This is a genomic window from Vibrio sp. 1069 (assembly GCF_033340555.1).
Window position 1 is genome coordinate 608,786 of record NZ_JAWOWP010000002.1, and the last position, 15,177, is coordinate 623,962.

Genomic DNA, 15,177 nt, shown 5'->3' on the forward strand with positions numbered 1-15,177 from the left:
GAAAATAAAGAACAATAGAAAGTTAAATGACCTTACTTCTAGGTAAGGCCATTCATGCATTCAGCAGCAAAAGATATTGGCGCTTAGCAAACGCTTAGGTTTGGTTGTTACAGAGCTAGAGGAATCAACTCGACACCAAGCACACCACTGATCCCCATCACCACTAGCAGTGAGACTTTAAACACCGACTTTGACCAAGCGATATAGTTGTTGTCATCAATGCTGCGAAAGGTCACTTTCGTCCACATAAAGCAAACAACCGCTGCAACCGCTAAGTATTCATACCCGGCTTCACCTAGTAAAAATAACCCCAATGATGCTGCTCCAAACGCCACGACATACGCTTTCATGTGTCGATGAGCTTTATGAATGCCCTCTTTAACTGGCAATACGGGAATCCCGGCTTCTCGGTAGTCTTGCATGCGGAACATGGCAATGGCATATGAGTGCGGCATTTGCCAGAGACAGAACATGGTAAAGAGTAAAATCGCTTCCAAGCTAATGAAGTTTGTTACCGCTAAGTAACCCACCAATGGCGGAACTGCGCCTGAGATACTTCCCACTAAGGTTCCATACACCGAGTTACGTTTGTACCACATCGTGTAAAAGAACACGTAATACACGTAGCCAAGCAACACGACGACAGCGGATAGTGGGTTCACTCGGATAAATAACAGTGCGGTTCCTACCAGCAATAAAGCAAGTGCATAAACAAACGCAATATCGATATTGATGTTGCCTTTCACTGTTTCACGATTTCGTGTACGTGCCATCTTTTGGTCGATATCACGATCGAAAATATTATTCACCACACAACCTGAAGCGATGACTAACCCAACACCAACTAACGTCGTAACGAACAGCATTAGACTGGCTGGTTCTGTTTTTGCGGCGAGGAAGAACCCCGCCGCAACAGAAATCAGGTTGCCGAAAATAATGCCCGGTTTAGTGATAGACAAATAACTTTTCAGCATACCTTGACCTACAACTTCATGTTGACGTTCATGTTGTAGATGATCCATACCGAGCCAGCGATAAGGATAAGTACAACAATGGCGGTAAACATCAGTGATACAAGGTTCCAACGTCCGTCGGATGTTTTTGTTTCCATGTGCAAGAAGTATTTAAAGTGAACAAATATCTGCACTAATGCACATCCAAATAGAATCGCATAGGTCGTTGTATCTGGTAATGATTTCGTCCAAACAAAGTAGAACGGAATTACCGTCAGAATCAGTGAGGCAATAAAGCCTTTCACGTAATCTGACGAACTGGTTTCTACATGTTGATCCATTACATTACCCCCAGTAAGTAAACGATGGTAAAGACACAAATCCAAACGATATCTAGAAAGTGCCAGAATAGGCTTAAGCAGTTAAAGCGCATTGCCATATTGTCGTTCAGACCTTTCGTCGACAGTTGATGATACGCTACCGCTAACCAAATCAGACCAAAGGTTACGTGCAGGCCGTGCGTACCAACCAACGTAAAGAATGCCGATAGGAATGCACTTGTTTGTGGCCCATAGCCTTCTTCAATCAGGTGATGGAACTCATAGACCTCCATACAGATAAAGCCAAGACCAAGCGCGAACGTGACTAACATCCAACGTTTGAGACCAGCAACGTTGTTGCGCTTCATCGCGATAATGCCAAAACCAAATGTGATACTGCTAAACAGAAGCAGCATGGTTTCGACAAACACGAATGGGAGTTCAAAAATGTCTTTACCTGTTGGGCCCGCAATTGAATTGCTCGACAGCACAGCGTATGTCGCGAACAAGGTCGCAAACAGTACACAGTCACTCATCAGGTAAACCCAGAAGCCAAATAGCTTGTTGCCATTCGTGTCATGGTGGTGATCATGGTCGTGATGTGCTGCGATATTAGTTTGCATACGTCACCTCCAGATCATCTTTACTTTCGCTGTCTTTCACTGAGTTTTTCTTCGCTTCTTCAAGCTGAGCTCGACGTTCGGCCTCAATTGCTTTGATCTCTTCAACTTCCACGTAGTAATCCACATCATCGTTATAGCTATGCTGAATACACGTCACGATAATACCGACCAAACTTGCCGCCGCTAGCCACCAAATGTACCAAATCATGCCGAAGCCAAATAGGAGCGACCAAGCCGACACGTAGATGCCTGTTGCCGTGTTTTTTGGCATATGAATACGTTCGTATTCCACTTCTTTAGTTGGATCGAACTCGCCACTTTGTTTCTGGTACCAGAAGGCATCCAGCACATCACCTTTTGGTAGGTGCGCAAAGTTGTAGAACGGCGGTGGAGACGATGTTGCCCACTCAAGAGTACGTCCACCCCACGGGTCACCAGTTAAATCACGATTTTGCTCGCGGTCACGGATACTCACGTAAATTTGGATGAACTGAGACAATACGCCCAGCGCAATCACAACCGTACCTGCTGCGGCAATCGACAACAGTGGGAAGTATTCTGGGTTGATGTCTTGGCTTAAACGACGAGTCATCCCCATAAAGCCCAGCGCATAAAGCGGTAGGAACGCCATTAAGAAACCAATAATCCAAAGATAGAACGCACGTTTGCCCCAAGTTTCATTCATGGTGAAACCGGTCGCTTTCGGGAACCAGTAAGTGATCGCAGCGAAACATCCAAACACCACACCACCGATGATAACGTTGTGGAAGTGAGCGATAAGGAATACTGAGTTATGCAGAACGAAATCTGCACCCGGAACAGCCATTAGTACGCCCGTCATACCACCAACAGTAAAGGTGATCAGGAAACCCACCGTCCACATCATTGGCGTCGTAAAGCGGATGCGGCCTTTGTACATGGTGAATAGCCAGTTGAAGATCTTCACCCCTGTTGGGATAGAAATGATCATCGTGGCAATACCGAAGAAGGCATTTACGTTCGCGCCAGACCCCATCGTAAAGAAGTGGTGTAGCCAAACAACAAAGGCAAGAATCGTGATAACTACGGTAGCCCAAACTAGCGATGTGTAACCGAACAACTTTTTACGTGAGAAGGTTGCGGTGACTTCTGAGAACACACCAAAAATTGGCAAGATCAAAATGTACACTTCTGGGTGACCCCAAGCCCAAATCAGGTTGACGTACATCATTACGTTGCCGCCAAGATCATTGGTAAAGAAGTGCATGCCTAGGTATCTATCCAGCGTAAGCAGAGCGATAGTCACCGTTAGGATTGGGAATGAAATGATGATCAAAATGTTTGCACACAGAGACGCCCAAGTGAAAACTGGCATCTTCATCATTGGCATAGACGGTGTACGCATACGCAAAATGGTCGCGAAGAAGTTCACGCCTGTTAACGTCGTACCAACACCTGATATCTGCAGCGCCCAAATCCAATAGTCGACCCCGACTCCTGGGCTTGCCTCAATACCTGAAAGCGGCGGATACGCTAGCCAACCTGTACGACCAAATTCACCTAAGCCGAGAGACATGTTTGTTAGGATGACACCTACAACAAACAGCCAGAAGCTCAAGTTATTCAGATACGGGAAAGCTACGTCACGCGCACCAATCTGCAATGGCACGATGATGTTCATCAGACCAATGACCAATGGCATCGCTACGAAGAAGATCATGATCACGCCATGGGCAGTAAAAATTTGATCGTAGTGATGCGGTGGTAAGTAACCTGCTTCACCCGCAGAAGAAAGGAGTTGCTGACTACGCATCATGACTGCGTCAGCAAAACCACGAACAAGCATCACCATCGCTACTGCGATGTACATGAAGCCAAGTTTTTTATGGTCTACTGAAGTAAACCATTCATTCCACAAATATTGCCACTTTCCGGCTTTGGTCACCGCGTAAACTACGGCTAAACCAACCAGCGCCACAACCGCTAGGGTGATGACAATAATAGGTTCGTGGAATGGAACTGAATCAAGAGTTAATCTTCCAAACATTACGATTATCCTTGGTTTTCAGGCAAACAGTTCATTGAACCAGGATGCTGAGTCACAACGTCGGTGAACAAGAACGGAGGAACGCTAGAGAACAAAGTGACTGGCTCTGCGATACTTGGCGCTGCCAGTGAGCTGTATTGCTCCCAATCTTCAATACGATCAGGGCTCGCCTTCACTTTCTGCACCCAATTTAGGAACGCAGCACGATCAGACATTGCTGAAGCTGTGAACTTCATTTGCGAAAAGCCTTCGCCGCTGTAGTTCGATGCAAAACCCTTGTAGTCACCTTCGTGGTTCGCTATGAGGTTGAGCTTGGTTACCATGCCTGGCATCGCGTAGATCTGTGTACCTAAGCGAGGGATGAAAAACGCGTTCATGATGTTGTCCGAAGTCAGTTTGAACTGCACTGGCACGTCTTTCGGGAACGCCACATAGTTCACCGTCGCAATGTTTTCTTCTGGATAGATGAACAACCATTTCCAATCGAGTGACACCACTTCGATGGTCATTGGTTTAACATCACTTTCCAAAGGTTTGGATGGCTCTAGTTCATGAGTCGAACGCCATGTGATCGTCGCAAGAATCGCAATGATGATGATTGGAATTGTCCATACCACCACTTCGATTTTGGTCGAGTGTGACCACTCGGGTGCGTACTCTTCTTCAGTGTTAGAGGCGCGGTATCGGTAAGCGAAGTAAATCGTCATTAAAATCACAGGGATTACAACGATCAACATCAGCAAAAGAGCAGTAATAATTAACTCTTTTTCTTGCACACCAATGGCACCTTTGGGGTCAAGTAAAGCTGAATTACATCCTGAGAGCATAAGTATGACGGACGCCAAACTTCCCCTCGACAAGATGCGTTTATATCTTGAGGCTTCCATTAACTTTCTCGATGGTTGTCTGGTTTCAAAGCAGATGCCAATCAAAGTAAATAAGAGCTCACAAATAGCGCAGAGGTAATGTATGAGAACAAGAAAAAACCTCGATAAGTAGTTATTCTACTTACAATTTTTTCAACTTCGTCATCAAGCATTTTACCAGCTAGGATGAACCGTTATTTGCTACGATACGATTGGTATCAAGCCAAGAACCAGTTGTTATAGTCATTAGAATGTTTATGTGTTGAGCATGAGTAACGTCGGGCTCAGAGCGAAACAAAACGGAATTGAGTGGAGATCAAAACCATACTCTTAGTGTGAGTTTATTGTTACACTTTGAAACACTATGTTACATTTGGCGCATTATGAGGAGTAAAAAGTTAAAGCTCATTAGCCACAACTGGAAACTAACCTTCCATTAATGGAAGTTACACACTTTAAATAGAATATTAACCTCAACACGAATTTCTCGTGCTTCAACAATTAATTATTTAAAAACAAACAGTTGAAACTAAAAATTGATGAGACTGACTATCAACTTCATTTACGCAGATAGCCTTAATGAGAAGCGGAAGCTAAAAAATCAAAAGTGTGATCAACATCAAATTAATGATTTCACTTAATATTTGAGTGGTATTTACATCTCTTTATTGGATTGTGAGAAATCATTCTCAAGGTAAATCCAAACATAAGTTGTAAATACATTTGGGTTGCGCAGAATTAGCACTCCACAACATAGAAAATGTTGAAATGGAAAGAGACTTATTATTCAGGTCTATCAGAGCCTTATTTCAGTGGTCACTTACATACGAATGCCGCCATCCACTTCTAAAACCCTGCCAGTAAAGTAATCACTCTCAATAATGTATTTTACTGCATGCGCGATTTCGCTTGTTTCGCCCATCCTGCCAACTGGGATCATCTTTTCTAGTCGCTCTATGGCTTCGGGTCTCATTTGCTCTGCCATCGCGGTATGAACTACACCTGGTGCAACCGCCGCCGCGCGAATACCGTATCTTGCGAGCTCACGAGCCCATGTTGTCGCCATGGTCGCGACCGCCGCTTTAGATGCAGAATAATTGGTTTGTCCGATATTCCCTGCTCTCGTAACACTAGAAATATTGATGATAACGCCTCGGGAGCCACTCTCAATCATCTTGACGGCAGCTTCACGCCCACACAAAAATGTTCCTGTCACGTTAACGTTCATGACCAAATTGAATTGATCCAAAGACATCTTACTGATCACGCCATCTTTTGCTTTTACAAGTAACCCATCTCTTAACACGCCAGCGTTATTGACTAACCCATTGAGTTGACCAAAATCTTGGATAATCGCTTCAAACGTGGTTTCAACATCGATTTCGTTGGTGACATCCACTTGATATGTCAACGCTTTCGCACTCAGCATTCGACACTGCTCTTGTGTTTCCATTAAGCCACTGGCGTTTACATCCAACAACGCTAAATCAGCGCCAGCTTGAGCAAGGGTAATGGCCATCATTTGCCCAAGCCCCTGCCCTGCTCCTGTAATGGCAATAACACTACTTTTTATGTCCATATTGGTGCACTCCATAGCTCGTAATGTTCTCTATCTCAACTAGTCTAAGTTGGCCGAAATGATGCGCGTTTTAGGTCACCATCTCGGGCTGGTTTGTCACAAAACTCGGTCTAGCCTTTCTTACTCTTGTATAACTCAAATAAGCTTGAGAAATCGAGCTCGCCGTGGCCGCTCGCGTTGTGGAAAGAATATAAGTTGCGCGCTAACGACCCCATCGGAACCGAAGAATGTGTTTGTAACGCCGCATCTAACCCCAAGCCGAGATCTTTTAGCATGAGTTTGCTCATAAAGCCCGGCTGGTAATCGTGACTGGCTGGCGCACTGTCCATCACGCCTGGGCAAGGATTGTAAAGCTCCAATGCCCAATTTCGGCCAGAGCTTTGCAGCATGATGTTTGATAGCACTTTTGGATCGAGTCCATGATCGATACCTAGGTTTAATGCCTCGCACGTACCAGACATTAAAATGCCGAGCATAAGGTTGTTACAGATTTTCGCCATTTGACCATCGCCTGCTTTGCCAGCATGGAAAACATTTTTTCCCATATACTGCAAAATCGCATTGGCTTTAGAAAACGCTTGATCCGAACCACCAACAATAAAGGTTAATGTCGCCGCTTTAGCGCCAGCAACGCCCCCCGAAACGGGCGCGTCGACAAACAACACGCGTTTATTTGCCGCTTCATTGGCGACTAATCGCGCAGAGTCCGGATCAATGGTTGAACAATCAATCATCAAGGTACTTGGCGAGACAAGATTGAGGACACCTACGCCGCCGTGTAAGTCGCCAAGATACACGGAACGAACGTGAGATCCTGCTGGTAGCATCGTGATGACCGTGCTTGCACCATCCACGACTTCCTCGATAGAGCTCGCCACCACCGCACCAAAAGGTGCAAGTTGCTTTGCCGCTTCGCTATCGACATCAAATACTTGCACGTTAAATCCAGACGCTAATAAGTTTTGCGCCATCGGATGCCCCATTCTTCCTAAACCGATAAATGCGATGGTACTCATGATCATTCTCCTTATTGACCTAGTGTTTGTTCACCCAAATCAGCAAGCGGATGTTCGTCATCCGGCCAAAGTGAGGTAAACAAGGTATCGATGATATCTTCATCGACTTCACTGACATTGTTAAACATCCAGTTAGGTTCGCCATCCCGGTCAATAAGCCGAGAACGGACGCCCTCTTTAAACTCACCTAATAAGGCACTGCGAACCGATAAACTCAGCTCCAAGCGGAAGCAACCTGCAAGTGGTAAGCTGTGGTATTCTTTCACTTGTCTGAAGCAAATATGCGCGGTGATCGGACTGCCTGCGGCGAACGTTTGTTTCGCGTTTTCTATCCACTGACTGTTCCCGTCGATAGCCATGATTCGCTGTGCTATCGTATTAAGATCAAAGCCTTTGCACGCTTCCTCTATCTGATCTAAGTATGGACAAATTTGCGTGGTTGGTTTGCTATCAATAACTTGTTCTTCCATTAACTGTAGTAGTGCAGTTACCAACTCTTTCGCATCTTCTTTGCCCCACTGGAGCCGCTTTAGCTCATCCAGTAAGGTGGGATACTGCTCTTCCAACAGTAACCAATCGGCCAAACCAATAGTGACAGCGTCACTTGAATTTACCATTGAACCTGTCAATCCGAGGAATAAGCCCACTTGCGGATCTATCTGGCTTAAAAACCACGTACCTCCCACATCAGGATACAGTCCGATATTGATTTCTGGCATAGCAAGGCGTGATGTTGTTGTCACAACTTTATGGCTGGTTCCCATAAAAAGCCCCATCCCACCGCCCATGACAATACCTTCTCCCCAACCGATAATGGGTTTGTTGTAAGTGTGGATGAGATAGTCACACTCATACTCCAACGAGAAATAGTTCGTACAGAACTCTACGATTTTTTCTTTACTCTCGTTATGCATGACGTGATACATAGCTCGAACATCACCACCAGCACAGAATGCTTTTTCTCCAGCGCCAGTCAGTACCACACAAGCCATATGTGGATCATCTTGCCACTTGATAAGCTGATCGTTAAGTTGGACTAACATGTCATACGTCAATGCATTCAATGAAGCGGTGTTGTCTAACGTTGCGATACCAATGCGGTGCACGCCATCTAAGCACTCTATTTCACTAATGGTTACCATCCCTGCCATGTGGCCTCCTATCGGTTTTTCCATTGCGGTGGGCGTTTTTCTAAAAAGGCGCGAACACCCTCAACTTGATCTTCCGTATCAAAAAGATTCAGAAACAACTCTCGCTCTTTCATTAAGCCGTGCTTAAGTGGCGCAGAGCGCATATTTTGAATGAGCGCCTTACATGCGGCGACAGAAGATGGTGACTGGTTCGCAACAGATTCAGCAAGTTCCAGCGCTTTACTTAAAGCTTCACCTTTGGGAACCAACTCCTCAACTAGGCCTAGTTCTTTTGCTTTGTCAGCGCTGACTTGCTCTCCACATAAAATGATACGCTTTGCCCAGCCTTCCCCTACTAACGCTGTGAGGTTTTGGGTACCGCCAGCGCAGGGCAAAAGTCCGACTTTGGCTTCAGGTAAAGCAAGTACCGCTTGCTCTTCAACGACTCGAATATCACAAGCTAATGCCACTTCTAAACCTCCACCCATGGCGTAACCATTAATAGCGGCAATGGAAACACCACGGAATTCCGAGAGCATTTCAAAGGCTTCACCAAAGCATCGCGCCATGTCTAACGCAACCGCTTTGTCACCGTCAGAAAATAGCTTGAGATCTGCACCAGCAGAGAAAAACTTTTCTCCACTGCCGGTTAAAACCAATGAATAGACCTGCTTATCATCGTTAAGTGTGAGTATCAGCGATTTCAGTGCCTTGAGACTCTCTGCTGTCCACGTATTGGCTGGCGGGTTGTTCATCGTCACCACCGCAACGTGATTAGTGATCGTATGTTGAATGGCTTCTTGGGTTAATGGCATATCTGAATCCTTTCTCAATGAGCAAATCCAATACTTCGCTACAGCAAGGCCGACTCCTCTGAGAGTAAACGGCGCGCGATGATCAAGCGCATGATTTCGTTTGTCCCCTCCAGAATTTGATGCACACGCACATCTCTGAAATGACGCTCCATTGGATACTCTTTGATGTAACCATAGCCGCCATAAAGCTGTAGCGCGTGGTCGCAAACCTGAAAGCCCACATCAGTCGCGAACCGTTTTGCCATAGCGCAATAAGCCGTCGCATCGGGGTCATTTCGGTCGAGCTTGCTGGCGGCATAGCGCACTAACTGCCGTGCAGCCACGAGCTCTGTCGCCATGTCTGCTAATTTGAATTGTAAGGCTTGAAACTGCGCAAGCGGTTTGCCGAACTGCTTACGCTCCTGAATATACTGTGTCGCCTGTTCAAGGGCCTGTTGAGCCGTACCGACGGAACAGGTCGCAATATTTATACGCCCTCCATCAAGCCCTTTCATCGCAAAGACAAAACCTTGCCCTTCTTCGCCCAGTAAATGGCTAGCTGGAATAACGACATTTTCAAAAGTAACCGCTCGTGTTGGTTGGCTGTTCCAGCCCATTTTGGGTTCTTTGCGCCCATAGCTGATACCATCTGCGTGAGCAGGAACAACAAATGCAGACACGCCTTTGGCACCCGCTTCTCCGGTTCTCGCCATCACGACCAAAACATCTGTCTCTCCCGCGCCAGAGATAAAGGTTTTGCCGCCGTTGATGACATACTTATCTCCCTTTTTTGTAGCGGAAGTGGTCAGTGCAGCGGCGTCTGATCCTGCGTTGGGTTCGGTTAAGCAATAGGAGCCTAACCACTCCCCCGTAACTAATTTCGGACAGAACTGCGTTTTGGCTTCATCGGTAGCAAAACTGGCTATCATCCAACTCACCATATTGTGGATAGTCATGAAAGCGGTCGTCGACGTACAGCCCATTGAGAGTTGTTCAAAGATAATTGAAGCATCCAAGCGACTCAGCCCTAGGCCACCTTGCGCTTCTGGAGTGTAGAGACTGAGAAACCCCAGTTCCCCCGCCTCTCTCAATACGTCTTTGGGGAAGATCTGCTTTTCATCCCACTCCGCCGCCATCGGTGCTAAACACTCATCGGCAAATTGCTGAGCGGTATCGGCAAATGCACGTTGATCTTCATTAAGTTCAAAGTCCATAAAGCTCCTTCTATTCACTCAGCGCAGTTGGATGGTCAAATTAGGCCCCGTTGGAATATCGTCATCAAACCAACGTGTCGTCACCGTTTTGGTCTCGGTATAAAAACGTACCGCTTGTTTACCATACGCATGTAAATCACCATAGAAACTGCCTCTCCAACCAGTAAAGGAGAAAAATGGTAAAGGGACTGGAATAGGCACATTGATCCCAACCTGACCGACTTGAATGTCATGTTGATATTTTCTCGCAGCAGCGCCATTAGCGGTAAATATAGAAGTTCCGTTGCCGTAAGGGTTGCGATTCACTAACTCAATAGCTTCTTGCAACGTTTCGACTTCCATACAAACTAAGACAGGGCCAAATATCTCTTGCGTGTAAATCGACATGTTCGCTGTTACACCGCTAAACAAGGTTGGGCCAATCCAGTTTCCATCGGGAAAGCCGTCCACTTCACACTGACTACCATCGAGTTCACACACTGCGCCTTGTTGTTTGCCATCTTCGATTAGGTCCAATACGCGTTGCTTGGCTTGCTCACTGATCAGTGGGCCATAAGCAGCCTGTTCATCATCCCAAGGCCCTGGGTGTACTTTCGCCATTGCCTGTTTGAGGTCTGTAATCCATTGTTTTGAATCGCCGACAAATACCGCAACAGAAATTGCCATACAACGCTGCCCCGCCGCCCCAACGGAGGCTCCGATTAGGTTATTCACCACTTGTTCCTTGTTCGCATCAGGCATGATCACCATGTGATTTTTTGCACCTGCAAAAGCTTGAACACGTTTAAAATGTTTAGTCCCTGTGGTGTAGATATAACGGGCAACGGGAACCGAGCCAACAAATGACACCGCTCGAATATCAGGATGAGCCAGAAGAAAGTCGACTTGCTCTTTGCGGCCATGAACGATCTGCAACACTCCTTTCGGCGCACCAGCTTGCTCAAATAGTTCAGCTAAACGAATAGAGGTCAATGGCACTTGTTCGGAGGGTTTGAGCACAAACGTATTGCCCGCAGCGATAGCGATTGGGAACATCCACAACGGAATCATGGCTGGAAAGTTAAACGGCGTAATGCCGCAACACACACCTAGGGGCTGAATCATTGAGTAACTATCAATATCCGTGGCAACGTTTTCGACGGTTTCTCCCATCATATTGCTGGCAATGTTTGCAGCCTGCTCAACCACCTCGATACCACGCCACACATCGCCTTTGGCATCCGCTAAAATCTTACCCGTTTCATGAGAAAGCAGTGTGGCAAGCTCATCATGATGCTCTTTGAGCAAGTGCTGATAACGCAGCATGACTCGGGCACGCTCGGATATTGCCACTTCCTTCCAAGATTGGAATGTCTCTTTCGCATTATCAATGGCGGCTTCCATCTCGTGCTCTGTGGAACATGGAACGTACGCAATGACATCATTAGTGGCGGGATTGGTTACCTCAACCCAATCCGATGTTTGAGATTCACGAAACTCGCCACCAATAAACAAGGGAACCAAACGAGTCATCATTTACTCCTTTCTAATTTCAATTAAAGCGGTATTTCAATGCCTATCGCCGTGGCTTCTCCACCACCGATACAAAGTGACGCAACACCCCGCATCACTTTTTTGGCTTCGAGATCACCATTGGTGCCTAGCGCTTGTAGCTGACGCAAACTGTGAATCAATGTCACCAGAATTCGTGCGCCACTAGCCCCTATCGGATGCCCAAGCGCACAAGCTCCACCTTTAATATTTACTTTGCTCGTATCTAGTCCAAGTTCCGCCACCGCTATTTGTGTCACAACGGCAAAGGCTTCATTGATTTCCCACAGGTCCACTTCATAAATTGACCAATCTAGCTGGAACAGCAGTTGCTCAATTGCGTAGACGGGTGCCAAAGTAAATTCTGCAGGTTTTCTGGCATGTGTAGAGTGCGCCTTGATGATCGCAAGTGGTTTAAGCCCCTGATGACGCGCAGTGTCTTCATCCATAAGCACAAGAGCCGCCGCGCCATCTGAAATGGCACTCGAATTAGCAGCGGTCACCGTACCTTTTTCATCGAATGCAGGTTTGAGTTGAGGAATTTTACCAAGGTCAATCGAGCGTGGGTGCTCATCGTAGTCCAGCACCGCTTGTTCTGACTTGGTATTGAGTGAAACCGGCGAAAGTTCATCGGCAAACAAGCCTCGCTCTTGAGCTTCCAACGCACGTTTTGCCGACATCACGGCCCATTCATCCATTTGCTCTCTGGTGAACTTAAGCCTGTCAGCGACTTGCTGAGCATAAACACCCATTAAGTGCCCTTCGTAAGCATCTTGTAGCCCATCGAGAAACATGTGGTCATACGTAGACTGGTGCCCCATGCGCATTCCCTTTCTCGCCTCCCTCAGCAAATACGGCGCATTGGTCATACTTTCCATACCACCAGCAATGGCTGAGCGAATCGTTCCAGCTTTAATGAGATCGTGCGCTAACATGACGCTCTTCATGCCAGAGCCACACACTTTGTTAATGGTGGTGCACCCTACACCCAAAGGAAGATCTGCCCCCATAGATGCTTGCCTCGCAGGAGCTTGTCCACACCCTGCTGGAAGCACACATCCCATGAACACTTCATCCACCGAAGTCACATTCACTTCGTGCATTGCCGCCTTGATCGCCAGTGCGCCTAATTGAGGAGCAGAGTAAGTTTGCAACTTGCCTTGAAAGCGCCCAATTGGCGTTCTTTTCGCGCTGACAATCCAGATGTCTTTTCCCATGATTCGCATTCCCTTAAGGTATATGTGAACACTTGGCAGACTGATGACACCCTACATAGAATTACTCACCAAGCGCCACACCAGCCTTTATCGCCTTTTTCACTAACAAACTTTCATTCCGCGATTTCTTGACGTTTACGTAAGCATAGCACTAGCCTTTACAATGAGATGAAAAAACACACCAAGCAGACGTTTATATTTCAAAGTTGATGTTCGGCCTTCCCATTTAAGGTTCGATTTCCAGAAACTGGATTTTTATTCGAGGTAAGTATGTTATGGAAAAATACAAGATCAGTGACCTCGCCAAGGAGTTTGATATTACTACTCGCAGTATCCGGTTTTATGAAGACGTGGGTCTGATTGAACCAGAGCGAAAAGGCAATATGCGCGTTTATCAACGCAGGGATAGAATTCGCCTCAAACTGATTTTAAGAGGGAAACGACTCGGTTTTTCGTTGGCAGAAATTCGTGAACTTTTCGAGCTCTACGACATGCAACAAACCGAAGGACAGTTATTGAAAATGCTCAATATCATTGAAGAGAAACAAGCCGTCCTACAGCAACAACTCAACGACATCAGCGTCGTTATGGCAGAGTTGAATGCCGCTAAGGAGCGTTGTATTCAAACACTCAAAAGCAAGCAGACATAAACGCTATACTCAATTAGCAACACCGCTACAGGCTTTTCCACCTTACCTCTGATACCGGGAGACGTTATGAAAAGCACCTATACCCCACTCAATTTCGGACTTGGTGATACCATCGATATGCTCCGAGAACACGTTAATGCCTTTGCTACGGAACATATTGCGCCCATCGCCGCTGAGATAGACCGCGATAACCAGTTCCCGAATCATTTATGGCCTTTGTTGGGAGAAATGGGGTTGCTTGGTGTGACCGTCGATGAAGAGCTTGGTGGTGCAGGCATGGGATACCTCGCTCATGTTGTTGCCATGGAAGAAATCAGCCGTGCCTCTGCGTCTGTCGCTTTAAGCTACGGCGCTCATTCTAACCTGTGCGTCAACCAAATCTTTCGTAACGGCACGCCTTCTCAACGCGAAAAATACCTTCCAAAACTCATTGATGGTACGCACGTTGGCGCCCTAGCGATGAGTGAGCCCAATGCCGGTTCAGACGTGATAAGCATGCAACTGAAAGCGGAGAACAAGGGCGACCATTTTGTACTGAATGGCAACAAAATGTGGATAACAAACGGGCCCGATGCTGACGTAGTGGTGCTTTACGCTAAAACGGATGTCAGCGCAGGTTCACGTGGCATTACCGCATTCATTATTGAACGTAACTTCGCAGGTTTCACTCATGCTCAAAAGCTGGACAAACTAGGCATGAGAGGCTCGAATACTTGCGAACTTGTATTTAACCATTGCGTAGTGCCAAAAGAGAATATTCTTGGCGAGTTGAATCAAGGCGTCGAGGTGTTAATGAGTGGGCTGGATTACGAGCGCGTCGTCCTCGCTGCCGGACCACTCGGGATAATGCAAGCTTGCATGGACATTGTGGTCCCGTACGTACATGAACGAGAGCAGTTTGGAAAATCCATTGGCGAGTTTCAGTTAGTTCAGGGCAAGATCGCCGATATGTATTCTCGAATGAGTGCAGCAAAAGCGTATGTATATACCGTCGCAGCGGCTTGTGATCGAGGTAACGCAACACGCAAAGACGCCGCTGGCGCGATTTTGTACAGTGCAGAACTCGCCACACAAATGGCACTCGATGCAATACAACTGCTCGGTGGGAATGGCTACATCAATGAATACCCTGCTGGTCGTTTGCTACGTGATGCAAAGCTTTATGAAATCGGCGCGGGTACCTCAGAGATTCGCCGCATGTTAATAGGCCGAGAACTGTTCGAAGAATCTCGCTAACGGAACATACGACAAGGAAGTCA

At 46.7% G+C, this 15,177-nt stretch carries 14 protein-coding genes; 2 read left to right on the forward strand and 12 right to left on the reverse strand.

Annotated elements, in window-relative coordinates:
• Positions 1–107 precede the first annotated feature (107 nt).
• The 12 genes from cyoE to R7040_RS05865 all read right to left on the reverse strand — a co-directional run bounded on the left by cyoE (position 108) and on the right by R7040_RS05865 (position 13,268).
• Positions 108–1,022, reverse strand: a complete 915-nt coding sequence (gene cyoE, locus R7040_RS05810) for a heme o synthase (protein WP_033906955.1) — start codon at positions 1,020–1,022, stop codon at positions 108–110.
• Positions 983–1,294, reverse strand: a complete 312-nt coding sequence (cyoD, locus tag R7040_RS05815; RefSeq protein ID WP_005375783.1) for a cytochrome o ubiquinol oxidase subunit IV — start codon at positions 1,292–1,294, stop codon at positions 983–985. Before cyoD ends, cyoE begins: the two co-directional genes overlap by 40 nt.
• A complete protein-coding gene (cyoC, locus tag R7040_RS05820) occupies positions 1,294–1,896 on the reverse strand; it encodes a cytochrome o ubiquinol oxidase subunit III (protein ID WP_005375782.1) in 603 nt (200 codons plus the stop codon). The genes cyoD and cyoC overlap by 1 nt, the downstream gene beginning before the upstream one ends.
• Positions 1,886–3,922, reverse strand: coding sequence for a cytochrome o ubiquinol oxidase subunit I (gene cyoB, locus R7040_RS05825; RefSeq protein ID WP_005375781.1), 2,037 nt, complete (start codon positions 3,920–3,922; stop codon positions 1,886–1,888). The genes cyoC and cyoB overlap by 11 nt, the downstream gene beginning before the upstream one ends.
• 5 nt (positions 3,923–3,927) lie before the next feature.
• Positions 3,928–4,809: a ubiquinol oxidase subunit II gene (gene cyoA / locus R7040_RS05830; RefSeq protein ID WP_005388604.1), complete on the reverse strand. Its 882-nt coding sequence runs from the start codon at positions 4,807–4,809 to the stop codon at positions 3,928–3,930.
• A 799-nt stretch (positions 4,810–5,608) separates the two neighbouring features.
• The gene (locus R7040_RS05835) at positions 5,609–6,367 is read right to left on the reverse strand and encodes an SDR family oxidoreductase (RefSeq protein WP_318095479.1); all 759 of its coding nucleotides are present in this window, start codon (positions 6,365–6,367) and stop codon (positions 5,609–5,611) included.
• A 110-nt stretch (positions 6,368–6,477) separates the two neighbouring features.
• Positions 6,478–7,383 (reverse strand): 3-hydroxyisobutyrate dehydrogenase, encoded by a 906-nt coding sequence (mmsB, locus tag R7040_RS05840; RefSeq protein WP_053307783.1) that lies wholly within the window; start codon positions 7,381–7,383, stop codon positions 6,478–6,480.
• An 11-nt stretch (positions 7,384–7,394) separates the two neighbouring features.
• A complete protein-coding gene (locus R7040_RS05845; protein WP_053307784.1) occupies positions 7,395–8,534 on the reverse strand; it encodes an enoyl-CoA hydratase/isomerase family protein in 1,140 nt (379 codons plus the stop codon).
• An 8-nt stretch (positions 8,535–8,542) separates the two neighbouring features.
• On the reverse strand, positions 8,543–9,328 hold the full coding sequence (locus tag R7040_RS05850) for an enoyl-CoA hydratase (protein WP_132936380.1): 786 nt from the start codon (positions 9,326–9,328) through the stop codon (positions 8,543–8,545).
• Between the two features lie 38 nt (positions 9,329–9,366).
• The gene (locus R7040_RS05855) at positions 9,367–10,521 is read right to left on the reverse strand and encodes an acyl-CoA dehydrogenase family protein (RefSeq protein ID WP_213895892.1); all 1,155 of its coding nucleotides are present in this window, start codon (positions 10,519–10,521) and stop codon (positions 9,367–9,369) included.
• Positions 10,522–10,539: 18 nt separating this feature from the next.
• Positions 10,540–12,033: a CoA-acylating methylmalonate-semialdehyde dehydrogenase gene (locus tag R7040_RS05860; protein ID WP_115386700.1), complete on the reverse strand. Its 1,494-nt coding sequence runs from the start codon at positions 12,031–12,033 to the stop codon at positions 10,540–10,542.
• Between the two features lie 23 nt (positions 12,034–12,056).
• The gene (locus tag R7040_RS05865) at positions 12,057–13,268 is read right to left on the reverse strand and encodes an acetyl-CoA C-acyltransferase (protein ID WP_017821196.1); all 1,212 of its coding nucleotides are present in this window, start codon (positions 13,266–13,268) and stop codon (positions 12,057–12,059) included.
• A 275-nt stretch (positions 13,269–13,543) separates the two neighbouring features.
• Between R7040_RS05865 and R7040_RS05870 the strand changes: the two genes are divergently transcribed.
• A complete protein-coding gene (locus R7040_RS05870; RefSeq protein WP_017821195.1) occupies positions 13,544–13,918 on the forward strand; it encodes a MerR family transcriptional regulator in 375 nt (124 codons plus the stop codon).
• Positions 13,919–13,984: 66 nt separating this feature from the next.
• Entirely contained in the window at positions 13,985–15,154 is a 1,170-nt protein-coding gene (locus R7040_RS05875) for an isovaleryl-CoA dehydrogenase (protein ID WP_005387610.1), read from the forward strand.
• The last annotated feature ends 23 nt before the right edge of the window (positions 15,155–15,177 follow it).

Coding starts and splice junctions, on each gene's coding strand:
- cyoE (WP_033906955.1), bottom strand. CDS start 1,022: ATGGATCATCTACAACATGAACGTCAACATGAAGTTGTAGGTCAAGGT.
- R7040_RS05875 (WP_005387610.1), top strand. CDS start 13,985: ATGAAAAGCACCTATACCCCACTCAATTTCGGACTTGGTGATACCATC.
- R7040_RS05855 (WP_213895892.1), bottom strand. CDS start 10,521: ATGGACTTTGAACTTAATGAAGATCAACGTGCATTTGCCGATACCGCT.
- cyoD (WP_005375783.1), bottom strand. CDS start 1,294: ATGGATCAACATGTAGAAACCAGTTCGTCAGATTACGTGAAAGGCTTT.
- R7040_RS05835 (WP_318095479.1), bottom strand. CDS start 6,367: ATGGACATAAAAAGTAGTGTTATTGCCATTACAGGAGCAGGGCAGGGG.
- R7040_RS05850 (WP_132936380.1), bottom strand. CDS start 9,328: ATGCCATTAACCCAAGAAGCCATTCAACATACGATCACTAATCACGTT.
- R7040_RS05845 (WP_053307784.1), bottom strand. CDS start 8,534: ATGGCAGGGATGGTAACCATTAGTGAAATAGAGTGCTTAGATGGCGTG.
- R7040_RS05865 (WP_017821196.1), bottom strand. CDS start 13,268: ATGGGAAAAGACATCTGGATTGTCAGCGCGAAAAGAACGCCAATTGGG.
- R7040_RS05870 (WP_017821195.1), top strand. CDS start 13,544: ATGGAAAAATACAAGATCAGTGACCTCGCCAAGGAGTTTGATATTACT.
- mmsB (WP_053307783.1), bottom strand. CDS start 7,383: ATGAGTACCATCGCATTTATCGGTTTAGGAAGAATGGGGCATCCGATG.
- cyoC (WP_005375782.1), bottom strand. CDS start 1,896: ATGCAAACTAATATCGCAGCACATCACGACCATGATCACCACCATGAC.
- cyoB (WP_005375781.1), bottom strand. CDS start 3,922: ATGTTTGGAAGATTAACTCTTGATTCAGTTCCATTCCACGAACCTATT.
- cyoA (WP_005388604.1), bottom strand. CDS start 4,809: ATGGAAGCCTCAAGATATAAACGCATCTTGTCGAGGGGAAGTTTGGCG.
- R7040_RS05860 (WP_115386700.1), bottom strand. CDS start 12,033: ATGACTCGTTTGGTTCCCTTGTTTATTGGTGGCGAGTTTCGTGAATCT.